Origin of the sequence: Pantoea sp. BAV 3049, assembly GCF_009765445.1 — a bacterium.
Classification (GTDB): domain Bacteria; phylum Pseudomonadota; class Gammaproteobacteria; order Enterobacterales; family Enterobacteriaceae; genus Erwinia.
Map to the genome: position 1 here is coordinate 648,273 of NZ_WHOY01000031.1, position 23,650 is coordinate 671,922.

Annotated in this window: 20 protein-coding genes; 12 read left to right on the top strand and 8 right to left on the bottom strand. The window is 55.7% G+C overall.

What is annotated here, in order from left to right:
• The 3 genes from rsxC to rsxA all read right to left on the bottom strand — a co-directional run.
• Nucleotides 1-1,665, bottom strand: a 1,665-nt coding sequence (rsxC, locus tag GSQ70_RS03880; protein ID WP_158785202.1) for an electron transport complex subunit RsxC, incomplete at its 3' end; no start/stop codon positions are given.
• Nucleotides 1,658-2,233 carry an electron transport complex subunit RsxB gene (gene rsxB / locus GSQ70_RS03885; RefSeq protein WP_158781318.1) on the bottom strand — a complete coding sequence of 192 codons (576 nt, stop codon included), beginning with the start codon at nucleotides 2,231-2,233 and terminating at the stop codon, nucleotides 1,658-1,660. The genes rsxC and rsxB, both read right to left, overlap by 8 nt.
• Complete coding sequence (gene rsxA, locus GSQ70_RS03890; RefSeq protein ID WP_034914646.1) at nucleotides 2,233-2,814, bottom strand: electron transport complex subunit RsxA; 582 nt, start codon at nucleotides 2,812-2,814, stop codon at nucleotides 2,233-2,235. The genes rsxB and rsxA overlap by 1 nt, the downstream gene beginning before the upstream one ends.
• Nucleotides 2,815-3,260: 446 nt before the next feature.
• Here rsxA and GSQ70_RS03895 point away from each other — a divergent pair, with 446 nt between their 5' ends.
• Both GSQ70_RS03895 and GSQ70_RS03900 read left to right on the top strand, forming a co-directional pair.
• Complete coding sequence (locus tag GSQ70_RS03895; RefSeq protein ID WP_158781320.1) at nucleotides 3,261-4,517, top strand: MFS transporter; 1,257 nt, start codon at nucleotides 3,261-3,263, stop codon at nucleotides 4,515-4,517.
• Nucleotides 4,489-6,411, top strand: coding sequence for a hypothetical protein (locus tag GSQ70_RS03900; protein ID WP_158781323.1), 1,923 nt, complete (start codon nucleotides 4,489-4,491; stop codon nucleotides 6,409-6,411). The genes GSQ70_RS03895 and GSQ70_RS03900 overlap by 29 nt, the downstream gene beginning before the upstream one ends.
• A 3-nt stretch (nucleotides 6,412-6,414) precedes the next feature.
• On the opposite strand, the gene GSQ70_RS03905 is transcribed toward GSQ70_RS03900, so the two are convergent.
• Together GSQ70_RS03905 and ydgT are read right to left on the bottom strand one after the other, a co-directional pair.
• Nucleotides 6,415-6,855 carry a DUF2569 domain-containing protein gene (locus tag GSQ70_RS03905; RefSeq protein ID WP_158781325.1) on the bottom strand — a complete coding sequence of 147 codons (441 nt, stop codon included), beginning with the start codon at nucleotides 6,853-6,855 and terminating at the stop codon, nucleotides 6,415-6,417.
• 114 nt (nucleotides 6,856-6,969) lie between these two features.
• Nucleotides 6,970-7,185, bottom strand: a complete 216-nt coding sequence (ydgT, locus tag GSQ70_RS03910; RefSeq protein ID WP_158781327.1) for a transcription modulator YdgT — start codon at nucleotides 7,183-7,185, stop codon at nucleotides 6,970-6,972.
• Nucleotides 7,186-7,680: 495 nt separating this feature from the next.
• Between ydgT and ytfQ the strand changes: the two genes are divergently transcribed.
• The 5 genes from ytfQ (at nucleotide 7,681) to GSQ70_RS03935 (ending at nucleotide 12,998) form a co-directional block, all read left to right on the top strand.
• Entirely contained in the window at nucleotides 7,681-8,637 is a 957-nt protein-coding gene (gene ytfQ / locus GSQ70_RS03915; protein WP_158781329.1) for a galactofuranose ABC transporter, galactofuranose-binding protein YtfQ, read from the top strand.
• 52 nt (nucleotides 8,638-8,689) lie between these two features.
• Nucleotides 8,690-10,216 carry a galactofuranose ABC transporter, ATP-binding protein YtfR gene (gene ytfR / locus GSQ70_RS03920; protein WP_158781331.1) on the top strand — a complete coding sequence of 509 codons (1,527 nt, stop codon included), beginning with the start codon at nucleotides 8,690-8,692 and terminating at the stop codon, nucleotides 10,214-10,216.
• A complete protein-coding gene (gene ytfT / locus GSQ70_RS03925; RefSeq protein ID WP_158781333.1) occupies nucleotides 10,209-11,228 on the top strand; it encodes a galactofuranose ABC transporter, ATP-binding protein YtfT in 1,020 nt (339 codons plus the stop codon). Before ytfR ends, ytfT begins: the two co-directional genes overlap by 8 nt.
• The gene (gene yjfF / locus GSQ70_RS03930) at nucleotides 11,221-12,207 is read left to right on the top strand and encodes a galactofuranose ABC transporter, permease protein YjfF (RefSeq protein WP_158781336.1); all 987 of its coding nucleotides are present in this window, start codon (nucleotides 11,221-11,223) and stop codon (nucleotides 12,205-12,207) included. Before ytfT ends, yjfF begins: the two co-directional genes overlap by 8 nt.
• Nucleotides 12,208-12,710: 503 nt before the next feature.
• Nucleotides 12,711-12,998, top strand: a complete 288-nt coding sequence (locus GSQ70_RS03935) for a hypothetical protein (RefSeq protein WP_233268241.1) — start codon at nucleotides 12,711-12,713, stop codon at nucleotides 12,996-12,998.
• A 118-nt stretch (nucleotides 12,999-13,116) separates the two neighbouring features.
• On the opposite strand, the gene araA is transcribed toward GSQ70_RS03935, so the two are convergent.
• Nucleotides 13,117-14,622: an L-arabinose isomerase gene (araA, locus tag GSQ70_RS03940; protein ID WP_158781340.1), complete on the bottom strand. Its 1,506-nt coding sequence runs from the start codon at nucleotides 14,620-14,622 to the stop codon at nucleotides 13,117-13,119.
• Nucleotides 14,623-14,632: 10 nt separating this feature from the next.
• Nucleotides 14,633-16,315: a ribulokinase gene (locus GSQ70_RS03945; protein ID WP_158781342.1), complete on the bottom strand. Its 1,683-nt coding sequence runs from the start codon at nucleotides 16,313-16,315 to the stop codon at nucleotides 14,633-14,635.
• 361 nt (nucleotides 16,316-16,676) lie between these two features.
• Between GSQ70_RS03945 and GSQ70_RS03950 the strand changes: the two genes are divergently transcribed.
• The 5 genes from GSQ70_RS03950 to GSQ70_RS03970 all read left to right on the top strand — a co-directional run bounded on the left by GSQ70_RS03950 (nucleotide 16,677) and on the right by GSQ70_RS03970 (nucleotide 22,431).
• A complete protein-coding gene (locus GSQ70_RS03950) occupies nucleotides 16,677-17,660 on the top strand; it encodes an arabinose ABC transporter substrate-binding protein (protein WP_158781344.1) in 984 nt (327 codons plus the stop codon).
• Between the two features lie 63 nt (nucleotides 17,661-17,723).
• Nucleotides 17,724-19,247, top strand: a complete 1,524-nt coding sequence (gene araG / locus GSQ70_RS03955; RefSeq protein ID WP_158781346.1) for an L-arabinose ABC transporter ATP-binding protein AraG — start codon at nucleotides 17,724-17,726, stop codon at nucleotides 19,245-19,247.
• 17 nt (nucleotides 19,248-19,264) lie between these two features.
• Nucleotides 19,265-20,254, top strand: a complete 990-nt coding sequence (gene araH / locus GSQ70_RS03960; protein WP_158781347.1) for an L-arabinose ABC transporter permease AraH — start codon at nucleotides 19,265-19,267, stop codon at nucleotides 20,252-20,254.
• A 9-nt stretch (nucleotides 20,255-20,263) separates the two neighbouring features.
• Nucleotides 20,264-21,181, top strand: coding sequence for an arabinose operon transcriptional regulator AraC (gene araC, locus GSQ70_RS03965; RefSeq protein ID WP_158781348.1), 918 nt, complete (start codon nucleotides 20,264-20,266; stop codon nucleotides 21,179-21,181).
• Between the two features lie 209 nt (nucleotides 21,182-21,390).
• Entirely contained in the window at nucleotides 21,391-22,431 is a 1,041-nt protein-coding gene (locus GSQ70_RS03970; RefSeq protein ID WP_158781349.1) for an oxidoreductase, read from the top strand.
• A 164-nt stretch (nucleotides 22,432-22,595) separates the two neighbouring features.
• Here GSQ70_RS03970 and add read toward each other — a convergent pair whose 3' ends face one another.
• The gene (gene add, locus GSQ70_RS03975) at nucleotides 22,596-23,594 is read right to left on the bottom strand and encodes an adenosine deaminase (RefSeq protein ID WP_158781350.1); all 999 of its coding nucleotides are present in this window, start codon (nucleotides 23,592-23,594) and stop codon (nucleotides 22,596-22,598) included.
• Between the last annotated feature and the right edge of the window lie 56 nt (nucleotides 23,595-23,650).

Here is a 23,650-nt window from a genome sequence, read left to right on the forward strand (position 1 = left end):
CGGATCGCCAGCCTGGCGGGTGGCCGGTTCAGTCTCGGACTGGGTTTCAGCGGTCCGGGCGCGGGCCTGAGCATGGCGCGCTTCACGCAGTGCCAGAACGGCGACATTTTCCGGCTGGCTTACACCGTTTTCCGGACTGGTTTTTTCAGCCTGTTTCTTTGCCTTAACCCGCTCAAGCGCGGCATTGATTTCAGACTTGTCGCTCTGGCTGACGGTGCGTTTCGCCTGCTGGTGGCGGGCTTCACGCGCCTGCTTCTCGCGCTCCAGACGTTCCTGGCGCGCCTCAAAGCGGGCTTTTGCCTGCGCGGTTCGCTCGGCTTCCAGATCGATTGCCCGGATCTCTGCCTTCTCCTGCCGGTAGTACTGCACCAGCGGGATATTGCTCGGGCAGACATAAGCACAGGCTCCACACTCAATGCAGTCAGCAATATTGTGTACGCGGGCTTTCTCATGGTCGCCACCGCGGCTGTACCAGTAGAGCTGTTGCGGCAGCAGAGCGGCCGGACAGGCATCGGCACAGGCGCTGCAGCGAATACAGGATTGCTCTTGTTCCGGCTCGCCCATCTCGCTGGCTGAAGGGGCCAGAATACAGTTGGTGATTTTTACCACCGGCACATCTAATGTCGGCAGGGTAAAGCCCATCAGCGGGCCGCCCATCACCACCATCTGTCCGGCCGCCGGGCTGAAATCAGCGTTGTGCAGCAGATGGCTGACCGGCGTCCCCAGCCGGCCCCAGACGTTACCCGGCTTGCCCACTGATTCCCCGGTCAGCGTCACCACGCGCTCGGTGAGCGACTCGCCGTCGATGATGGCGCGTTTGACGGCATAAGCCGTGCCGACGTTTTGCATTAAAACGCCGATATCGGTGGAGCGACCGCCGTGTGGCACTTCCAGCCCGGTCAGGATCCTGGTCAGCTGTTTGGCACCGCCGGAGGGATATTTGGTCGGGATGACGCGGATCTGCAGATCGTCCGCGCCACCCAGCGCGTGCTTCAGCGCGGCAATCGCTTCCGGCTTGTTGTCTTCAATGCCGATCAGCACCCGCTCAGACTGCAGCACCCACGCCAGGATACGGCTGCCTTCCAGGACTTCTCCGGCATAGTCCTGCATCAGACGGTCGTCGGCGGTAATATAGGGTTCGCATTCCGCCGCGTTGATGATCAGCGTTTTAACGCCGCGGAGACCGCCTTTCAGCTTGGTGGCGGTCGGGAAGCCTGCACCGCCCAGACCGGCCACGCCTGCCTGGTGGATACGGTCAATAACTTCGCTGCGATCGGCCTGCCGGTAATCAGCCAGCGGAAGGCGCTCACACCAGCGGTCTTCACCATCCGGGGTAATAAAGATGCACATCTCGGCCAGCGCGGAAGGGTGCGCGGTGATATGGGGAGCAATAGCTTCTACGGTTCCGGAGGTGGGCGCGTGGATCGGCAGCATCCGGCCACGACCAAAGGTCAGCGGCTGGCCGCGCAGCACTTTATCGCCGGGACTGACCAGCAGCTCGCCTTCATGGCCGATGTGCTGCTTAACAGGAATAATAAACTGAGCGGGCAGCGGCAACTGACGCAGCGGCGTACCGTTAGACTGGGTTTTCATCTCTGGCGGATGGATACCGCCTTCGAAATCCCACAATTGATCTTTTTTAAACAGCCTGAACAAATTACGCATGGTGTTCCACAGGAATAACCCTGACCGGGATGGTTTGCAGATCCCACTTCCAGTTCGCCGTGGTGGTGGCGACCGGACGCATCTCTATGCAGTCAGTTGGGCAGGGCGCGACGCACAGGTCGCAGCCAGTACAGATATCGCTGAGCACGGTATGCATCGCGCGCGTGGCACCGACAATGGCATCGACCGGACAGGCCTGAATGCATTTGGTGCAGCCGATGCAGTTCTCTTCATCGATCCACGCTACTTTACGCTCCGGCTCGCGGGCGGTTTCATCGCCCAGCGGCTGCGGCTCCACGTTCAGCAGGGCAGCCAGCTTGAGCATAGTCTGCTCTCCGCCGGGCGCGCACTTGTTGATCATCTCGCCGTTGTTGCCCACGGCATCTGCGTAAGGGCGACAGCCGGGATAGCCACACTGTCCGCACTGGCTCTGCGGCAGGATCGCATCTATCTGCTCAACAATCGGATCTTCTTCCACTTCAAAACGACGCGAGGCGTAGCCAAGCAGGCCGCCGAACAGCAGGCCCAGCATGCCCAGTACCGCAACAGCAATCCAAACCGCAGTCATCAGAATTTCACCAGCCCACTGAAGCCCATAAAGGCCAGCGCCATCAGCCCGGCAGTCACCAGCGCAATGGACGATCCTTTAAACGGCGCGGGCACATCGGCCAGCACCAGACGTTCGCGGATACCGGCGAACAGCACCATCACCAGTGAGAAACCGATCGAAGCACTGAAGCCATAAAGCGCGGCCTGCAGGAAGGTGTGATTCAGGTTGACGCTCAGCAGCGGCACGCCCAGCACGGCGCAGTTAGTGGTGATCAGCGGCAGGAAAATCCCCAGCAGACGGTAGAGGTCCGGGCTGGTTTTACGCACCACCATCTCGGTGAACTGCACCACCACGGCGATCACCAGGATATAGGCCATGGTGCGCAGATAGACCAGGTCCAGTGGCAGCAGAATAAGATGATTCACCAGCCACGCGCAGATCGAGGCCAGGGTAATAACGAAAGTGGTGGCGAGTCCCATGCCAATTGCCGTCTCCAGTTTTTTGGAAACGCCCATAAAGGGACAGAGGCCGAGAAACTTCACCAGAACGAAGTTGTTCACCAGCACTGTGCCAATAAAAAGAAGCAGGTAATCGGTCATTATTTCGCCTGATAAAAATGAAAGCCGCCTATTATCAGGCATCGGCGGCCTGACGACAACATCTGAGCCGTAAGGATATTCCCTAAACGCACAGAGAATTAAATTTGCGCTGATTTTTTCTTCGCTCACCCGCTGTTTTTCTCTTCCGGAGCACTTTCTTTCTCTGCCTGGAGTGTTCAAATGAGCATTAAGTGTTCAAGTGATTGACAATTTATCGACAATTTCAGCCTGTTTATCGGTTGGAATTGTGATCGAATTCACCGCATCGCCTTTTTTAAGCAGATACCGTGGTTCCGTCTCGGATCATTTGTAATTCACATGTTCAAATGTTCATTAACAACACCGAATCGGGACAACTGTTGCTATGGCAGAACGACATCGCGCCCTGAGCGAACCTGCTTGCAGGACTATAACCACAACGCTGACTTATTACAGTGGAGCTTAAAATGGCATTGACCCTGAATAAACAAAACGCTGTTATCGACAAGTATTACACGGTTTATCTGATAGTTATCGCATGCGTGGGCTGGTCGCTGGCCTCATACGACGTCAATTTGCTGGTGCTGGCGCTGCCAGAAATGTCTAAAGAGATGGCTATCTCTGAACAAATGCTCGGCGTGCTGGGCTTCTTCGTTTACGGTTCGCAATTTCTAATCACGCTGATTGTGGGCTACAGCATGGACCGGGTTGGCCGCAAACTGTTGTGGATGATCTGCCTGTGCGGCACGGCGATTTTTACCGGAGCAACCTATTTCGTCGACAGCTTCTGGCAACTGGTGCTGGTGCGCGCGCTCGCCTCAGGACTGGCTTATTCAGAACTGGCCGTGTCCATCACCCTGGTGAATGAGCAGTTGCCATCAAAAAATCGCGGCCTGCTCTATTCCATTGTGCAGGGCGGCTGGCCGCTGGGCGTCTTTTTCGCTTCTGCTGTTTATATGGCATTCGGTCATTACGGCTGGCGAGTGGTCTTTCTGCTCGGCACCATCCCAATCGCTATTGTGATCGTTGGCCGTATCTTTATTAAAGAGTCCGATCGCTTTGAAGAGAATGTTCAGAGCCAGGGGGAGGCCAGGGTTAACCCGATCAGAATGCTGTTCGGCAATCCGCTGCTGAAAAGAAGGTTGCTGACCATGGCCGTTTGCTGGATCTCTTATGGCATCAGCTATGTTGCCAGCAACTTCTATATCACCTGGTGGCTGACCCAGCGCAAAGGATTTACCGGCTCGCAGGCCAGCGAACTGATGCTGTACTGCGGTTTTATCGGCTTCTTCTTCTACATCATCGGCGGCTGGCTGGGCGAGAAATTTGGCCGTAAAAAAGTGATTACCGTGGCCGCAATCTCCATTGCGCCGCTGTGCCTGTTGCTGTTGCTTTCCGATAGTTACTGGCTGGTGGTGGCGGTCTATTTCCTGATTTTCCAGGTCACTAACGGCATCTGGGCCTCTGCCGGTTACGTCTACCAGAGTGAAAGTTTCCCAACTGCAGTGCGCGGGACTGCCATCGGCTTCCTCTCCTCAATGATGGTGTCAGGTTTTGTTCTCGGCAGCCTGCTGTGGACGCTGGCCACCACGCTGCACAGCACTTCTGCCACCTGGATCATCGTGGCGGTCGTCGGCTCGCTGGGCATGTGGTTCACGCTGTTGCTGAAGGACATCAAAACCGGGCAGGACATTGATGCCGAATTTAAAAATGCGCTGGGGTGAGCAGATGACGACAGAGGCAATGCACTACTTCGGAACCGATCAGCCTGTTGAAACGCCTGAAGAGATCGCCCTGGGACGGTGGACATTTTCTCTGGTCAGCGGTGATTTAAAAGCGCTGCGGTATGACGGCGTGGAGGTTATCCGCTCGGCTGCTTTTGTGATCCGCGACGCCTGGAGGGGAACCTGCGAGGCGAAGATCCTCAGCTGCGAGCAGGTGAGAAAAGAAGATCATCTGACCATCAAAACCCGTCGGGAATGCGTGGTGGAAAGCAATAACAGTTTGCTGATTGAAACCACGCTGACGCTGAGCGGTACTGGGCCGCTAACTTTTTCCGCCGTGTTCAGGCCGGAAAAAAACTTCCGTACTGCCCGCACCGGTTTCACCGTACTGTATCCGCTGCAGGGCGTGGTGGGTGCGCCTGTTGAGGTGGTGAAGGTCAGCGGCGAGGTCGATAAAAATGTCTTTCCTGAGCTGATTGAACCCTGGCAGCCTTTTAAGGAGATCCGCACGCTGAGCTATCAGCATCAGCAGGGCATAAAGGTCACTACAGACTATTCCGGTGATGTGTTTGAGATGGAGGACCAGCGCGCCTGGTCGGATGCTTCTTACAAAGTTTACTCGCGGCCGCTGGAGAAAGAGTGGCCTTACCGGATTGCCGCAGGAGAGCGAATTGAACAGCAGCTGATCTTCTCTGCTTCCTCCGTGTCAGTTCCGGCAGTGGAGATTCCCCTCCATCCGCCGGAAGGAGAGCAGGCGGGGATCATCCCTGCGGTGGGTTGCCTGCTGACGCCGGAGCTGCTGACAGACCGGCGCTGTGCGGAGATGCTGCAGTCGCTGATGCCGGGATACCTGCTTTATCACTGCGATCCCCGCCAGCACGGACTGGATCTGTCGCTGCTGAACATTTTTCTGCAACAGCTGCGGGTCAAGGGAATAACCTTACCGCTGCGCATCGAGTACGTGCTGCCGGTGGATCCGGATCAGGATTTCCGGCCCGCGCTGACGGCATTCTGGCAGCAGGTGCAGACGCTTGCCGTGCAGCCGGTGTCGGTGATGGTTTCTCCGGATGCGGATTTAATCTCCACGCCTCCGGGCAGTGAATGGCCGTGGTGTCCACCGCTGGAGGACATTTACCGGGCAGCCCGGGAGATCTTTCCGCACACGGAGCTGGGCGGCGGGATGATCAGCTATTTTACCGAGCTGAACCGTAAGCGGCCGCCCGTTGATCTGGCCGGCTTTATCAGCCATGCCACCTGCCCGGTGGTCCATGATGCTGCGGATCTGGCGGTCATGCAGACGCTGGAATCGCTGCCTTATATCACCCGCACCACGCGCTCATTTATCGGCGACAATAAGCCTTATCACCTCGGCCCCGGCACGATCAGCATGCGCAGCAATCCTTACGGTGCAGGTGTTTACCCCAACCCGGACAATATTCGCCTGACCATGACAGATGCCGATCCCCGCCAGCGGGGACTGTTTTTTGCCTGCTGGCTGGTGGGCTATCTGGCGCAGCTACAGGGTTCCGGCGTCAGTCACTGGTGTCCGGCGGCTCTGTGTGGCAAAGCAGGGCTGCAGCCATTCAATGGCGGAGAACAGAGCCAACCCTGGCCGGCCTGGTACGTGGTGAGATTTCTGGCCGGACTGGTGGGCAGCCGTTATCAGGCGAGTTTCTCTGGGGAAATGGCGTCGCTGGTATTGTCACGTGGCAGTCAGCGTTACTGGCTGTATGCCAACCTCACCGGAAAACCAGTCAGGCTGGCGTTGCCTGCTGAAGCTGTTGATACAGAATTTTCTTTATCGGCAAATGGGCTGACGGAAGGGGGAGCAGCACCTGAATCTGCCAGTTATTCACTGCTGGCTTATCAGGTGCTCTGCCTGAAAGGCGCCTGATTTTCAGGGTTCAATAAAGGTGTTTTTAACTCGTTGTGAACGTTTAAAGTAGGGCACCAGGATAGCGGCGGCCAGCAGGGCGATAAGCAGGGTTCTGATTGCCGCCGCATCGCTGACGGGCGAGAACGCAAAGGTTTTAATTGCCAGTAGCACGGTCACCAGTAGCCAGACAATATAATGCTTCGGCAGGCGTCGCGAACGTTTGCAGAAAATCCACGTAACCCACAGACTGTAACACCAGACAATCAGTGAAGTCCCCAGCGAAATACTCCACTGCAGAGTGAAGGCATGCGTGTTATTGAACAGGGCATTGCGCAGGTCAGGCGTCAGTAACGCGCTTAAATACATGGCGACAACCAGAGCGCTGGTCAGCATGGTCATCAGCAGCCAGGCGAGTGGAACGAGCAGGAGCCCGGCGATGCGCGGTTTTGAATCTACAGCCACGATGAATCCTTCTGAACGGGTAAGGTTGACCGTTTGCAGTCCAAACGAGTCACGCACGATATGGACAAAGGATTATACGTAAAAAACAGTTCAGATTATAACGTTAGAAAAAGTTTATATCACATAGCGCCAGACGGATTTCGGCACACACCCCAGATCGAACAGGCGTCCGCCAGAGGCCAGCTCTGCGCGACGGTGATCGGCAGCGCGGTACATGTTCACAATCTCGTTATTATCCGTCAGCGAATAATTAAGATGATCAAACAACTTTTCCAGGGTTTCCAGCGAACTAACTTTACGAAATTTCAACAGGTATTCTTGAACTGTCATGATGGCCGATACGGTCAGAGAGTCAGGGAGCCAAGTATATGGCTGGCGGGCTGAGTGTCCATAGTGATAATTGCAAAAACGACGTAAATTCGGAATAAAGAGTAAGGTTCAGACTTATTTTTCTGACACTAATAGTGATAGCGGTGCTATTTTCATTCTCTGGTACTTACATATGTGTCTTGGCTCACAAATTCAGTAATTAGCCTTGCCGATCATTTTCCCGTCTGCCATGACAGAACCTGATCCGGTGTTGTAATCGTTTCCATTCCGCTTGCGGATAAGCGCTTATCTTTATTACACTTATTTAACATGGCCTCTTCAGATTCCACGCATTTTGTCCATATCCTGTTGATAAGACACTCTTCTCGCGGATCACGTAACCCCCTTTAATTGTTGTAATTTGTGAGCTTTGTCGAAAATGTTTTTCCGCTATTAGTCCAGGCTTGAGTGGCGTTTAACCCTACAAGACTGAATCCCATCAGAGGAAATTTGACCATGTGGAAGCGTTTACTTTTAACCACACTCATCAGCGCCAGCTTATCCGGCACGGCGCTGGCAGAATCCATGACGGTTGGTTTTTCGCAGGTTGGCTCCGAATCGGGCTGGCGTGCGGCAGAAACCACCGTTGCCAAAAGTGAAGCCCAAAAGCGTGGGATTACGCTGAAAATTGCTGACGGCCAGCAAAAACAGGAGAACCAGATCAAGGCGGTACGTTCGTTTATCGCCCAGGGCGTGGATGCTATTTTCATCGCACCGGTAGTGCAGACAGGCTGGGAACCGGTACTGGAAGAAGCAAAAGATGCCAAAATCCCGGTGTTCCTGCTTGACCGCGCCATCGTGGTGAAAGACAAGTCGCTGTATATGGCGGTGGTCACAGCGGATAACGTTTACGAAGGGAAATTGATCGGTGACTGGCTGGTGAAAAAACAAGCCGGCAAGCCCTGTAATGTGGTTGAGTTACAGGGAACTGTAGGTGCCAGCGTCGCCATTGACCGTAAAAAAGGGTTTGCTGATGCGATAGCAGGGACGCCAGGCATTAAAATTATCCGTTCTCAGTCCGGCGACTTCACCCGCAGTAAGGGGAAAGAAGTAATGGAGAGCTTTATTAAGGCAGAGAATAACGGCAAAAACATCTGCATGGTTTATGCACACAATGATGATATGGCTATCGGTGCCATTCAGGCTATTAAAGAGGCGGGTCTTAAGCCGGGCAAAGATATTCTGACCGGTTCTATCGACGGCGTGCCGGATATATATAAGGCAATGCTGGCCGGTGAAGCAAATGCCAACGTTGAGCTGACGCCAAATATGGCTGGCCCGGCATTCGATGCGCTGGAGAAATTCAAAAAAGATGGCACCATGCCGCCAAAAATTATCAAAACCGAATCGAAGCTTTACCTGCCCGCTGACGCACAGTCTCAGTTAGACAAGAAAAAAGGCATGGGTTACTGACCACCGCGCCGCCTGTACGCAGGCGGCTTTTTTATGGTTGAGGCGAAGCCGTATGACAACCCGGACAACATCTTCTGACGTGCTGCTGGATATTCGCGGCGTCAGCAAAGCCTTTCCCGGCGTTAAGGCGCTGGATAACGTCTCTTTTGATATTCGCAGTGGCGAAATCATGGCGCTGCTGGGTGAAAACGGTGCGGGTAAATCCACGCTGATTAAAGTGCTTACCGGCGTGTATAAACGCGATGCCGGGACGATCGCGCTGGCAGGCAAAACCATTAACCCGCAGAGTACGGCGGAAGCCCAGGATGCCGGAATTGGCACGGTTTATCAGGAGGTCAATCTGCTGCCAAATATGTCGGTAGCGGATAACCTTTTTATCGGGCGTGAACCGCGTCGGTTTGGTTTTATTGACCGCAAAACGCTGGTGAAAAAGGCGCAGAACCTGCTGAAAACCTACGGGTTTGAGCTGGATGTGACCCGGCCGCTCGGTCAGTATTCGGTTGCCATGCAGCAGATCATTGCCATCTGTCGCGCTGTGGATCTTTCTGCACAGGTGTTAATTCTTGATGAACCCACCGCCAGCCTGGACGCCAGCGAAGTAGAAATGCTGTTCACGCTGATGAACCAGCTGAAAGCGAAGGGCATGAGCCTGATTTTCGTCACCCACTTTCTTGACCAGGTCTATAAAGTCAGCGACCGCATTACCGTGCTGCGCAACGGGCAGTTTGTCGCCACGCGGAAAACCAGCGAGCTGCCGCAGATTGAACTGATCAAACTGATGCTGGGACGTGAGCTGCTGGAGACCGCTCTGCAGCGCGCCGGGAGCACGCTGAAGAGCAATCAGCCGGTGGTGGAATTTAAAGATTATGGCAAAAAAGGGACGCTTGAACCCTTCAGCCTGAGCGTGCGTCCCGGCGAAGCCGTCGGTCTGGCCGGTTTGCTGGGGTCAGGACGCACCGAAACCGCAGAATTGCTGTTCGGCATAAAGCGGGCCGACAGCGGTAGCGCCTTCATCAGGGGAAAAAAACGGACTATCCGCACGCCTGCTCAGGCTTCAAAACTGGGCATGGGTTTCTGTCCGGAAGATCGCAAAACGGACGGTATTGTTGGTGCTGCTTCGGTACGGGAGAACATTATCCTCGCATTGCAGGCCCAGCGCGGCTGGTTACGGCCGATCAAGCGACGCGAGCAGCAGCAGATTGCTGAGCGCTTTATCAAAAGCCTCGGTATCCGTACGCCACATGCCGATCAGCCAGTGGAGCTGCTTTCCGGTGGTAATCAGCAAAAGGTGCTGCTTTCCCGCTGGCTGGTGACCAAACCGCAGTTCCTGATCCTCGATGAGCCGACACGTGGCATCGATGTCGGGGCGCATGCCGAAATTATCCGTCTGATTGAATCCCTGTGCGCCGATGGTTTGGCGTTGCTGGTGATCTCATCGGAGCTGGAGGAACTGGTAGGTTATGCGGATCGCGTGCTGATCCTGCGTGACCGTCAGCAGGTGGCGGAGATCCCACTGGAGCAGCTTTCCGTTGCCTCCATCGTTAATGCTATCGCGGCGGGAGGGGCGCAACATGCTTGAGTCACATCTGGTGCCGGGGAAATCGCCCATGTCTAAACGTAAATTGCCCGCCGGGCTGCCGCAGATCGCCGCGCTGGTACTGGTGCTGATCGTTGACAGTCTGGTGGCGCATAACTTCTTCGCTATTCACCTGCAGGATGGTCGCCTGTTTGGCAGCCCGATTGATATCCTGAACCGCGCCGCGCCGGTCGCGCTGTTATCGATTGGCATGACGCTGGTGATTGCCACTGGCGGCATCGACCTGTCGGTGGGAGCGGTAATGGCCATTGCCGGTGCCACGGCTGCGACGCTGACCGTTTCCGGGCACAGTCTGCCGCTGATCATTCTGGTCACGCTGGCGACCGGCGTGCTGTGTGGATTATGGAATGGTGTGCTGGTGGCGTTGCTGAAGATCCAGCCGTTCGTTGCCACTTTAATCCTGATGGTGGCCGGACGTGGTATTGCACAGCTGATCACGCAAGGACAAATCGTGACCTTCGATAGCGAGTCACTGGCCCATCTGGGCAGCGGCACGCTGTGGCTGTTCCCGGTTCCGGTGTGGATCACGCTGGTGATGGTGGCGCTGGTGTGGCTGTTGACGAGAAAAACCGCGCTGGGAATGTTTATCGAAGCGGTGGGGATCAACCTGCGGGCAGCCCGTAACGCCGGGGTAAACGGCTGGCTGGTGGTAATGAGCACCTATGTGATCAGCGGTCTGTGTGCTGCAGTAGCCGGACTGATCGTCGCGGCGGACATTCGCGGTGCGGATGCCAATAATGCCGGGTTATGGCTGGAGCTGGACGCGATTCTGGCGGTGGTGATTGGCGGTGCTTCGCTGATGGGCGGGCGCTTCAATTTGCTGCTGTCGCTGATTGGCGCACTGATTATTCAGGCGATGAACACCGGCATTTTGCTGTCGGGTTTTCCGCCGGAACTGAATCAGGTGGTGAAAGCCGTGGTGGTGATGGCTGTACTGTTAATCCAGTCACCGCGCTTTATTCAACTGTTTAAAAGAGGGCGCCCGCGTGTTTAAACGTCATCTGCCGTTAATGATCACGCTGCTGGTGTTTGTGGCGGGATATCTGTTCTGCCTGAGTCAGTTTCCGGGCTTCGCCTCCACCCGTGTGATTGCCAATATCCTCACCGATAATGCTTTCCTCGGTATTATCGCGGTGGGCATGACCTTCGTTATTCTCTCCGGCGGCATCGATCTCTCTGTTGGCGCGGTGATTGCCTTCACCGGTGTATTTCTGGCGAGAATGATAGGGGATTACCATCTGGATCCGTGGCTGGCGTTTGCGCTGGTGATGGTGATGGGTTCCGCATTTGGCGCAATGATGGGCTGGCTGATTGATGCGCTGAAGATCCCGGCTTTTATCATTACTCTGGCGGGGATGTTTTTCCTGCGCGGCAGCAGTTATCTGGTAGCGGAAAGTTCGATTCCGATCGATCATCCGCTGTATGAGACGTTGTCCGGTATGGCCTGGAAGATCCCCGGCGGTGGCAGGCTGAGCTTGCTGGCGGTGGTGATGCTGGTGGTGGTCGTGTTGGGGATTGTGCTGGCGCACCGTAGTCGCTTTGGTAATCAGGTATATGCGATTGGCGGCAATGCGACTTCCGCGCAACTGATGGGAATTTCGACGCGCAGCACCACGGTGCGAATCTATATGCTGTCTTCGGCGCTGGCAACGCTGGCCGGGATTGTCTTCTCGATCTACACCTCGGCGGGTTATGCACTGGCGGGAATGGGGGTGGAACTGGACGCGATTGCCTCGGTGGTGATCGGCGGTACGCTGCTTTCGGGGGGCGTCGGCACGGTGCTGGGGACGCTGTTTGGAGTGCTGATTCAGGGGTTGATCCAGACCTGGATTAACTTTGACGGCACGCTGAGTTCGTGGTGGACCAAGATCGCTATCGGAATTTTGCTGTTTGCCTTTATTGCGCTGCAAAGATTGCTGACGGTGATGTGGGATCGGCAGCAGAATGCGCCGGTGAAGCGGTTGCCGACATAGTGACGTGGTGGCTGGTCGCTGAAGTGTCAGACGATCGCTGGAGCGGTTATCCGATGGGGGGGGCGCTGTAGTGTCGGGTGATAGCTGGAGGGGTTATCCGGAACACGGACACGCCGTTCTTATCATTGATTGCCACAGTGCTGACCGCGAGGTGACCTTTAATGAAGAATTTCAGGTCATAGAGTGGTCAGTCCCGGCAGGCTGGCTGAGTTTGATCTGAACGAAGCCACCCGCATCACTTTTATTCAGAAAGGGCTGTTGTTGTCGGAACTATAAATAAAATTATGCACGTGCTGAATATCTCATTCGCCCCGGAAATATAATATTTAACCGTCAAACTGCGTTTTTAGTGGTCAGGGGAAATTTCGACCCATTTAGCAATTATTCCTTTTTTTTACTATTTCACTCTTAGTCGACCTCGCTTATTGTCCCGCTGAGAAAAATGGTAATAGCCAAAAACCTTTATTTTTCATAGCTTATTGCAATAATGATATGGAGATATGATGCGTCAGTTAAATTCAATGGAAATGAAGACAGTCAGCGGAGCTGATATGTCACAAAGTGATTTGATGGATCTGTGGGGCACCACCGACTGGTTTAAAACTGGTTACTCAGGCTATTTTAATCGCTCGCAAAATATTGTGAACGCCGTTGGTCTGGCCACTGCAACAGAAGAGAAAAGTGGCTGGTTGGGTTCGAAAATGGGTGAAGCAGGCTGGTTTATCAATGATGCCGGCGCTACGGTGAAGTGGTTCAATAACGGCATGTTTATGGCGTTTGATATTCGCTAAATAAAACAGTGTTTCTGTTACAAACCCGCCGGGCAGAAAGGGTGAAACTCTCTCTCTGCCCGGTCAGTCCTGCTTTCATTCTCTGGCCTGTACAGCGAAGCCGTAAATCGTGGCCTCTTTAGCGCTGATTCAGGCGGTAATAAGCCTCGTTCCAGCGCAGGGCGTCCTTAAACCCGTGCAGCGTAGTCTCTTCATCAATCACCAATACTTCAATCCCATGCATCTCACCGTACTGCCGCATATCGTCCACCGTCAGCGCCTGGCTGAACACCGTGTGGTGCGCTCCGCCGCCGAGAATCCAGGTTTCAGAGGCCGTGGTCAGTGATGGCTGGGCTTTCCACAGGGCGCGGGCAACCGGCAGTTTTGGCAGCGGTTTGGGCTGTTCGATAGCATCCACCACGTTTACCAGCAGGCGGAACCTGTCGCCCATATCAATTACGCTGGCGTTTACGGCACGCCCGGCTGGCGTGGAGAAGATCATCCTGGCCGGATCGGCTTTGCCACCGATACCCAGATACTGCACGTCAATCAGCGGGCGGGATTCCCTGGCAATGGAGGGGCAGACCTCCAGCATATGCGAACCCAGTACCAGCTCATTACCCGGTGCGAAGTGATAGGTGTAATCCTCCATAAACGAGGTGCCGCCCGGCAGGCCAGTCGCCATCACTTTGAAGATGTGCAGCAGCGCGGCAGTTTTCCAGTCACCTTCACCGGCGAAACCGTAGCCCTGCGCCATAAGACGTTGTACCGCCAGCCCGGGCAACTGCGTCATGCCGTGCAGCGTCTGAAAGTTGGTGGTAAAGGCCATACAACCTTCGGTCTGCAGGAAGCGTTTGATCCCCAGCTCGATTTTCGCCGCATCCAGCACGTTCTGCCGCTTTTCGCCGTTGATCGCGGCAACCGGGGTGAAGTCATACAGGCTCTCGTATTCATCGACCAGCGCATTAATGTCGCCATCGGTCACGTTGTTGATCACCTCAACCAGATCGCCCACGCCCCAGCCGTTAACGGCATAGCCAAACTGGATCTGCGCGGCCACTTTGTCGCCTTCCGTTACCGCCACTTCACGCATGTTATCGCCAAAACGCGCCACTTTCAGGTTCTGGCTGGCCTGCTTCGCCGCTGCGGCACGCATCCATTTTCCGAGTCGTTCCTGAGCGGTTTTATCCTGCCAGTGGCCAGCGATCACGCTGTGTGGCAGACGCATCCGCGCACCGATAAAACCAAACTCACGGCCGCCGTGCGCCGTCTGGTTCAGATTCATAAAGTCCATATCCATGCTGTCCCAGGGGATCTCGGCGTTGAACTGGGTATGGAACTGCAGCAGCGGTTTATTCAGGATCGACAGGCCGCCAATCCACATTTTTGCCGGTGAGAAGGTATGCAGCCAGGTGACAATACCCAGGCACTCTTCGGCATGGTTGGCCTGGCGGCACAACGCCAGCGCTTCGTCCGGACTTTTCACCAGCGGTTTCAGGGTCAGGGTGAAGGGCAGATTGCCCTCACGGTTAAGCCCGTCCACCACCTGCTGAGCATGATGTTCGACCTGACGTAACGTCTCCGCGCCATAAAGATGCTGAGTACCAATCACAAACCACACGTTAAGCGCGTTAAGCTGAGTCATACAATTCTCCTTAAATTTTGGACGGGCGCGCGGCGAACAGCGGTTCGGACGTTTCACACCACTGAAGGTAACGCAGATAAAGTTGCTGATAGTTTTCGACGCGGGAGGCGTCTGGTTGCAGGGTGGTGGCAATCGGACTGGCCATTTTCTGCTGGGCGGCAAGGACATCGGCATGCACTCCGGCGGCGACGGCGGCAAAAATCGCTGCGCCCAGCGCACAGCACTCATCAGAGGCGACGATATCCAGCGGCCGGTTCATCACATCACAGCACACTTGCATGATTGCCGGGGATTTGCGGGCGATACCACCCAGCGTTAGCAGGCTTTCAACCGGGATATCCTGCTGCTCAAAACACTCCATAATGGCGCGGGCACCGAAAGCGGTGGCGGCTATAAATCCGCCGAACAGTGCCGGGGCATCGGTGCCAAGGTTCAGATCGGTGATCACGCCTTTCAGGCGCTGGTTGGCGAAAGGTGTGCGACGTCCATTGAACCAGTCCAGTACTACCGGCAGGTGATCCAGCTGCGGATCGGCAGCCCAGGCGGTAGTGAGTTCGTTAAGCAGGTTCTTCTGGATGCCTGCCAGCTCTGCCCGCAGATGAGGGTGCTGCTCTGCAGCTTTGGTCAGCGGCCAGCTCAGCAGTTGGCTGAACCACGCATACATATCACCAAACGCCGACTGTCCTGCTTCCAGCCCGATCATCTCCGGCATCACGCTGCCGTTAACCTGTCCGCAGATCCCCTTAATCGCCCGGCTGCCTACGCGGTTATGGTCGGCAATCAGGATGTCGCAGGTCGAGGTGCCGATAACTTTAACCAGTGTGTAAGGTCCGGCACCCGCACCCACCGCGCCCATGTGGCAGTCAAAAGCACCGCCGGAAAGGGTGACGCTCTCTGGCAGGCCAAGGCGGCTGGCCCATTCTGCCGTGATTTTTCCGACTGGCAGATCGGCGGTCCACGTCTCTGTGAACAGTGGGAAGTCAAGATGCCGGGTCAGTATCGGATCAAGCTCGTCAAGAAATTCTGCTGTTGGCAGCCCCTGCCAGTCGGGATGCCACAGCGATTTATGCCCGGCGGCGCAGCGGCCGCGGCGAATGGCTTGTGGTGCCGTGGTGCCACTGAGCAGGGCCGGAACCCAGTCGCACAGCTCAATCCACGACACTGCTGCCTCACGCACTGCTGCATCTTCACGGCTGACGTGCAGGATTTTCGCCCAGAACCATTCCGATGAGTAAATGCCACCGATAAAGCGCGAGTAATCCTCAAACTTCCCGCTGTGACAGAGTGCGGTAATCTCCTCAGCTTCTTTAATGGCGGTGTGGTCTTTCCACAACACAAACATCGCATTAGGGTTTTCCGCAAACTCAGGACGCAGCGCCAGCACGTTGCCCTCGCGGTCGATGGGAGCAGGGGTCGAACCCGTGGAGTCCACACCGATGCCAACCACATTCAGCCGTTGTTCAGGTGACAGTTTAGTGACAACGTCACGAATCGCCTGCTCAAAAGCATCGATATAGTCCTGTGGATGGTGGCGAAACTGGTTAATGCGGCTCAGACAGAACTGGCCGGCCTGCCAGCGCGGATAGGCAACAACCTGCGTCTGCAACTCTTCTCCACTGGCACAATCGACCGCCAGTGCGCGGACTGAATCGCTGCCAAAATCCAGCCCTATAGTGATAGCACCCAACTGCATTATCTAATCTCCTGGCGGTAGTTAACGGTCTTACTACCCTAAGAAGCCGCGGCCGGGGCGGTTAGGAAGCGAACGCTGTAGATATGCACTTTTCTGTCATCAGAAGCGCTTTTGTGACCGCGGTCAAATGTAATGAGTTGGTTAAACTGGCTGAATATATGCACGAATCTGCTGTTATCTCAGGGTGTGATAACGCTCTCCCTTTCACAGAATTAATCCCGTTACAACTAGCGCTTATCGGTGCCTTAACGGGTGTCATGGCCCGAATGAATCGTTATTACAGCCTGTTAAGCATTCAGGCATTCCAATTGATACCGTTTACATCACACCGCCAAAAGCGGTGACTTTGCCGGAGAGCCTCATGCACAAAATTACCCACGCGCTGGCCGCCGTTGGCCTCGCAGCCGTTATGTCACAATCGGCTATGGCGGAGACCCTGAAGCTGGGTTTCCTGGTCAAGCAGCCAGAGGAACCCTGGTTCCAGACCGAGTGGAAGTTTGCCGATAAAGCCGGTAAAGAGCTGGGTTTTGAAGTGATCAAAATTGCCGTTCCCGACGGGGAAAAGACCCTGAACGCCATTGACAGTCTGGCCGCCAGTGGGGCTAAAGGTTTTGTTATCTGCACGCCTGACCCGAAACTGGGTTCGGCTATTGAGGCCAAAGCACGCAGCTATGACCTGAAGGTGATCGCGGTGGATGACCAGTTTGTCACCGCAAAAGGGAAGCCCATGGACACCGTGCCGCTGGTGATGATGGCGGCCACCAAAATCGGCGAGCGTCAGGGGCAGGAGCTGTACAAGGAGATGAAAAAGCGCGGATGGGAGGCGAAAGATACCGGTGTGATGGCGATTACCGCCGATGAACTGGATACCGCCCGTCGCCGCACCACCGGCTCAATGGATGCGTTAAAAGCGGCCGGTTTCCCGGCTGCACAGATCTACAAAGTCCCGACCAAATCCAATGATATCCCTGGCGCATTCGATGCCGGTAATTCGCTGCTGGTGCAGCATCCCGGCGTGAAACACTGGCTGATCCTCGGCATGAATGACAACACCGTCCTCGGCGGCGTGCGGGCCACTGAAGGCCAGGGGTTCAAAGCACCGGATGTGATTGGTATCGGCATTAACGGCGTGGATGCGGTCAGCGAACTGTCGAAAGGTCAGCCAACCGGCTTCTATGGCTCGCTGTTGCCAAGCCCGGACGTGCATGGCTACAAGAGCACGCAAATGCTCTACAACTGGGTAACCAAAGGGACCGAACCCCCGAAATTTACCGAAGTGACTGATGTGGTGCTGATAACCCGCGACAACTTCAAAACCGAGCTGGCTAAAAAAGGCCTGATGTAAAACCACAAAGGGCCGCTCATCAGGCGGCCCTGAGGTTACAGTGTCACGTATGCAGGAGGATCAATGAGCACGCAACCCCCTTATCTCAGCTTCCACGGTATCGGTAAAACCTTCCCTGGTGTGAAGGCGCTGCAGGATATCAGCTTTGACTGTGCGGCTGGCGAGGTTCACGCGCTGATGGGCGAAAACGGTGCCGGAAAATCCACGCTGCTGAAGATCCTCAGCGGCAGCTATCAGCCCAGCAGCGGCGAAATCCGCGTCAAAGGCCAGCCGGTCAGCTTTACTCACACCACCGATGCGCTGGATGCGGGGATTGCCATCATCTATCAGGAGTTGCATCTGATCCCGGAGATGTCGGTGGCTGAAAATATCTATCTTGGTCAGTTGCCGCAGCGGGCAGGTTTTGTGAATCGCTCGCTGCTGCGTTATGAAGCGGGCCAGCAGTTGCAGAACCTCGGTATGGATATCGATCCGGATACGCCGCTGAAAAACCTCTCTCTGGGGCAGTGGCAGATGGTGGAGATTGCGAAAGCCCTGGCGCGAAATGCCAAAGTGATCGCCTTTGATGAACCAACCAGCTCGCTTTCCGCTCGTGAGATTGAGCATCTGTTCCGGGTGATCCGCCAGTTGCGTGAACAGGGAAGAGTTGTGCTGTATGTCTCACACCGGATGGAGGAGATTTTTGCCCTCAGCGATGCGATTACCGTGTTTAAAGACGGACGCTACGTGCGGACGTTCAAAGATGTCAGTCAAACCAGCCATGATCAGCTGGTGCAGGCAATGGTCGGTCGCGAAATTGGCGACATCTACGGCTATTCACCGCGTAAAACGGGTGAAATCAGGCTGCAGCTGAATAACGTGCAGGCTAAAGGCGTGCGGATGCCCGTTTCCCTCTGCGTGCGTGCCGGGGAAATCGTTGGGTTATTTGGCCTGGTCGGTGCCGGGCGCAGCGAGCTGATGAAAGGCCTTTTTGGCGCAACCAGACTGACCGGCGGCGAGCTGTTGCTGGATGGTGAAAAGCTGGTGGTCAGAGAGCCTGCTCATGCTATTCGTGCCGGAATTCTGCTCTGTCCGGAAGACCGTAAGGCCGATGGCATCATCCCGGTGCATTCAGTGCGCGACAACATCAATATCAGCGCCCGTCGCAACAATCTGACCGCCGGATGCCTGATTGATAATCGCTGGGAAAGCAAAAATGCTGAGTCCCATATTCATTCGCTGAATATCAAAACCCCTTCGGCGGACCAGCCGATCATGAACCTGTCCGGCGGTAACCAGCAGAAAGCGATCCTCGGACGCTGGCTGTCGGAAGAGATGAAAGTGATCCTGCTGGATGAGCCGACCCGCGGCATTGATGTGGGAGCGAAGCATGAAATCTATAACCTGATTTATGCGCTGGCGGAGAGGGGCATCGCGGTGCTGTTCGCCTCCAGCGACCTGCCCGAAGTCATGGGGCTGGCCGACCGTATCCTGGTGATGCGCGAAGGGGAAATCGCCGGTGAGCTGAGCCATTCTGAAGCCACTGAAGCGCGGACCCTGAGCCTGGCTATGCCAAAAACCACCCAAAAAACTGCCGCTGTGGCCTGATCTGAAGGAGATCTCTGATGTCATCTTCCACCACTTCCTCCGCGACGCCACCGGTACGCTCTCAGCGCGTTAACCTGGGCCGCATCTGGGATAACTTCGGCATGCTGGTCGTGTTTGCCGTGCTGTTTATTTGCTGCACCTTGTTTGTGCCAAACTTTGGCTCGCTGATCAATATGAAGGGGCTCGGACTGGCGATGTCGATGTCCGGCATGGTGGCCTGCGGCATGCTGTTCTGCCTGGCCTCAGGCGATTTCGATCTTTCCGTCGCTTCAGTAATTGCCTGCGCTGGGGTCACCACCGCAGTGGTGATCAATATGACCGAAAGCTTGTGGATTGGTATCGCTGCCGGTCTGCTGCTCGGTGTGGTCTGCGGCTTTATCAACGGCTTTGTGATTGCGAAGCTGAAGATCAATGCACTGATCACCACGCTGGCAACGATGCAAATTGTGCGCGGCCTGGCCTACATTTTCTCCGACGGTAAGGCGGTGGGTATTGAAGATGAACGCTTTTTTGCACTGGGATATGCCAACTGGCTTGGCGTACCTGCGCCGGTCTGGCTGACCATCGGCACCATGGTGATTTTTGGCTTCCTGCTGAATAAAACCACGTTTGGCCGCAACACGCTGGCGATTGGTGGCAATGAAGAAGCGGCAAGACTGGCAGGCGTGCCGGTGGTGCGTACCCGCATCATTATTTTTATTCTCTCCGGGCTGGTTTCGGCCGCGGCGGGCATCATCCTCGCCTCACGCATGACCAGCGGACAACCCATGACTTCGCTGGGCTATGAGCTGATTGTTATCTCAGCCTGCGTGCTGGGTGGCGTGTCGCTGAAGGGCGGCATCGGCAAAATTTCTTATGTGGTGGCCGGAGTGCTGATCCTTGGTACGGTTGAGAATGCGATGAATCTTCTCAATATCTCGCCGTTCTCACAGTACGTGGTGCGCGGTCTGATACTGTTAGCTGCGGTGATTTTCGACCGCTACAAACAGAAAGCCAAAACGGCCTGAGGAGGCGTCATGTATCATCGTTTAGCCCCGGTAGCGCAATCAAACCCGCTGCTACCCGGCTATCCCTTTAATGCCTGGCTGGTAGCCGGACTGACGCCGATTAACGCGGGTGATCCTCTCGATTTTTTTATTGATCGGCCTCAGGGTATGAAGGGCTATATCATTAACCTGACCACCAAAGGACGCGGCCAGGTGTTCAGCGGCGAGGACGCTTTCGACTGTGAACCCGGCGACCTGCTGCTGTTCCGGCCAAAAACGCCGCATTACTATGGTCGATCGCCGGGAAGCGACAGCTGGCACCATCGCTGGATCTACTTCCGTCCGCGAGCCTACTGGAGCGACTGGCTGGTGTGGCAGGATGAAACCCGCAGCGTCGGGCGGCTCAGGTTGCCGGAACCGCTGCGCGGGGAATTCGAAAGGTTGTTTGCCAATATTGAGCAGACTCACACTTCAGGTCGACGCTTTGCCGAAGAGCTGGCGATGAACCTGCTGGAGAGGTTGTTGTTGCGGGCGGTGGAAGAAGATCCGCGCAGCCATCAGCAAATCCGCGATCCGCGGGTGATTGAGGCCTGTCAGTTTGTCACCAGCAATCTGGCCGGGGAACTGAAAATCGACGAGGTGGCCAACCACGTCTGCCTTTCTCCTTCGCGGCTGGCCCACCTGTTCCGCGAGCAGATGGGCGTGAATCTACTGCGCTGGCGTGAGGATCAGCGGGTGATCCGCGCCAAGATGCTGCTGCAGAATACTCAGGAACCGATCGCCACCGTGGGTCGCATTGTCGGCTACGACGATCAGCTCTATTTCTCCCGTGTGTTTCGTAAAAGGGTTGGCGTCAGTCCCAGCGACTTCCGCCGCCGCTCGCATGATGCGCATGATGCGCTGGTCGCCCAGGAGACCTGGGATTTGCCCAGAAGTGCCAATCAGTAATCAATCCTCCCCGAAATAATTCGAGTTTCAGGCAGGCGGCCAGCGAGCAAATCCCCAGGAGCTTACTCAGGTAAGTGACTGGGGTGCGCTCGTGCAGCCAACGCACATGCAACTCGAAGTATGACGGGGAAACAATTAAGGTAATTCCCGCTTGTTCTTACCCGGATGATGGTCTTAAATCATCAGGGTCTGAGACAAGAGGAATGCAAATGAGCGACAAAATTCGTGTAGGGCTGGTTGGTTACGGCTTCGCCAGCAAGACCTTCCATGCCCCGTTAATCGCGGGCGCCGCCGGGATGGAACTGGCGGTTGTCTCCAGCAGCGATGCCGGCAAAGTCCATGCGGACTGGCCAACCACTCAGGTAGTGTCGGACCCACAGGCGCTGTTTGATGACCCTTCGCTGCAGCTGATCGTAATTCCGACGCCGAATGACACCCATTTCCCGCTGGCGAAAGCCGCGCTCAATGCCGGTAAGCACGTGGTGGTTGATAAGCCTTTTACCGTGACCCTTTCGCAGGCCCGTGAACTGGATGCGCTGGCAAAAGCCAAAGGGCTGCTGCTGTCAGTGTTCCATAACCGCCGCTGGGACAGTGATTTCCTGACGCTGAAAACATTGCTGGCGCAGGGCACGCTGGGTGAAGTGCGTTATTTCGAATCGCATTTTGACCGATTCCGTCCGGAAGTACGTAACCGCTGGCGCGAGCAGAAGGGTGCGGGCAGCGGCATCTGGTACGATCTGGGGCCGCATGTGATTGACCAGGCTTTGCAGCTGTTCGGTTCGCCAGTGGCGATTAACGTTGATATGGCTGAACTGCGTCCGGGTGCCCAGACCACGGATTACTTCCATGCCGTGCTGACCTATCCTCAGCGCCGTGTGGTGCTGCACGCCAGCATGCTGGTGGCTGCAGAATCTGCCCGTTACCAGGTTCACGGCACCAAAGGCAGCTACGTGAAGTATGGTCTTGATCCGCAGGAAGATAACCTTAAAGCGGGTGCCCGCCCGCCGCAGGAAGACTGGGGTTACGATATGCGCGACGGCGTGGTGACGTTAGCTAACGGCGATCTGATGGCAGAAGAGACGCTGCTGACCACGCCTGGCAACTATCCTGCTTATTACGCCGGTATCCGCGATGCAATAAATGGTGATGGTAACAATCCGGTAACGGCGGAAGAGGCAATTCAGGTGATGGAGCTGATTGAACTGGGCCTGCAGTCTGCGGAAAAACGCCAGACGCTGTCGCTGAAATAACTTTTTCTTCCCTGATAATGAAAAAAAGAACGGCATCTGATGTCGTTCTTTTTTTCATTTACTCAATATCCCTCTTCAAATGAATAAATATTTATTCACTTACTCCTGTTTCTTTTTTTCCGTATTTCTCCTGATCGTGGGCGTCGCCGAAGACGCCCGTTAATTCATGCTGCCACTTTGGCGCGAATAGCCTGTTTCTCTGTTTCGCTTAAAAACGCAATCTTCAGGCCGTTCTCCTGCGCGGTGCGGATCTGCTCCTGGCTCAGTCCTGCCGCAGGCGCAGCCACCTGATATTCATGCGCCAGCTCAATGCCCTGAACCGCCGGATCATCGGTGTTGATGGTTGCCAGAATGCCGTGGTCAAGGAACGTCACCAGTGGATGATGTGCCAGTGAAGAGACGGTACTGGTCTGGATGTTGGAAGTCAGGCAGGATTCCACGCCAATCTGGTGTGCCGCGAGGAAATCCATCAGTGCCGGATCTTCCACCGCCTTCACGCCATGCCCGATACGCTCGGCACCCAGCTCGCGGATAGCCTGCCAGATGCTCTCCGGACCTGCTGCTTCGCCAGCATGAACGGTAATGCGGAATCCGGCATCACGCGCGCGGTTGAAATGGCTGAGGAACTGGCTGCCCGGAAAGCCCAGCTCGTCTCCGGCCAGGTCGAGGGCGGTGATGCCATCGCGATGGGCCAGTAAACCTTCCAGCTCGCGCAGACAGGCTTCCTCGCCAAAGGTCCGGCTCATGATACCTGTCAGCCGCACCTCAATATCATGCTGCTGGCAACCGGCGCGGATCCCGTCGATGACCGCCTCTACCACGCCAGCAACCGGCAGGTTATGGGTCATAGCCATATAGCCGGGAGAGAAACGCAACTCCGCGTAGTGAATACCCGCGCGGGCGGCATCCTCCACGTTTTCCATCGCCACGCGACGGCAGGCATCCAGCGAGCCCAGCACCCTCACGCCCCAGTCCAGCTTCTGCAGGAAGCTGACCAGGTCCGGCTCGTTGCTGGTTATCTGCACGTGCGGGCGTAACGCCTCCAGCGAGGAGGCGGGTAGGGTCAGGTTAAACTCGCGGCCTAAATCAAGAATGGTTTGTGCACGAATATTGCCATCAAGGTGGCGATGAATGTCGGTGAGGGGAAGCTGGCTGTCGATCATGTGAGTGCACTCTGTTGTTAACCGTAAAGTGCAGAACAGTATAAAAACATTTTGCG

What these genes read in the sequence shown, in the direction of transcription:
- rsxB (WP_158781318.1), bottom strand. Translation starts at nt 2,233, where the DNA reads ATGACTGCGGTTTGGATTGCTGTTGCGGTACTGGGCATGCTGGGCCTG.
- rsxA (WP_034914646.1), bottom strand. Translation starts at nt 2,814, where the DNA reads ATGACCGATTACCTGCTTCTTTTTATTGGCACAGTGCTGGTGAACAAC.
- GSQ70_RS03895 (WP_158781320.1), top strand. Translation starts at nt 3,261, where the DNA reads ATGGCATTGACCCTGAATAAACAAAACGCTGTTATCGACAAGTATTAC.
- GSQ70_RS03900 (WP_158781323.1), top strand. Translation starts at nt 4,489, where the DNA reads ATGCCGAATTTAAAAATGCGCTGGGGTGAGCAGATGACGACAGAGGCA.
- ydgT (WP_158781327.1), bottom strand. Translation starts at nt 7,185, where the DNA reads ATGACAGTTCAAGAATACCTGTTGAAATTTCGTAAAGTTAGTTCGCTG.
- ytfQ (WP_158781329.1), top strand. Translation starts at nt 7,681, where the DNA reads ATGTGGAAGCGTTTACTTTTAACCACACTCATCAGCGCCAGCTTATCC.
- ytfR (WP_158781331.1), top strand. Translation starts at nt 8,690, where the DNA reads ATGACAACCCGGACAACATCTTCTGACGTGCTGCTGGATATTCGCGGC.
- ytfT (WP_158781333.1), top strand. Translation starts at nt 10,209, where the DNA reads ATGCTTGAGTCACATCTGGTGCCGGGGAAATCGCCCATGTCTAAACGT.
- GSQ70_RS03935 (WP_233268241.1), top strand. Translation starts at nt 12,711, where the DNA reads ATGCGTCAGTTAAATTCAATGGAAATGAAGACAGTCAGCGGAGCTGAT.
- araA (WP_158781340.1), bottom strand. Translation starts at nt 14,622, where the DNA reads ATGACTCAGCTTAACGCGCTTAACGTGTGGTTTGTGATTGGTACTCAG.
- GSQ70_RS03945 (WP_158781342.1), bottom strand. Translation starts at nt 16,315, where the DNA reads ATGCAGTTGGGTGCTATCACTATAGGGCTGGATTTTGGCAGCGATTCA.
- GSQ70_RS03950 (WP_158781344.1), top strand. Translation starts at nt 16,677, where the DNA reads ATGCACAAAATTACCCACGCGCTGGCCGCCGTTGGCCTCGCAGCCGTT.
- araG (WP_158781346.1), top strand. Translation starts at nt 17,724, where the DNA reads ATGAGCACGCAACCCCCTTATCTCAGCTTCCACGGTATCGGTAAAACC.
- araH (WP_158781347.1), top strand. Translation starts at nt 19,265, where the DNA reads ATGTCATCTTCCACCACTTCCTCCGCGACGCCACCGGTACGCTCTCAG.
- araC (WP_158781348.1), top strand. Translation starts at nt 20,264, where the DNA reads ATGTATCATCGTTTAGCCCCGGTAGCGCAATCAAACCCGCTGCTACCC.
- GSQ70_RS03970 (WP_158781349.1), top strand. Translation starts at nt 21,391, where the DNA reads ATGAGCGACAAAATTCGTGTAGGGCTGGTTGGTTACGGCTTCGCCAGC.
- add (WP_158781350.1), bottom strand. Translation starts at nt 23,594, where the DNA reads ATGATCGACAGCCAGCTTCCCCTCACCGACATTCATCGCCACCTTGAT.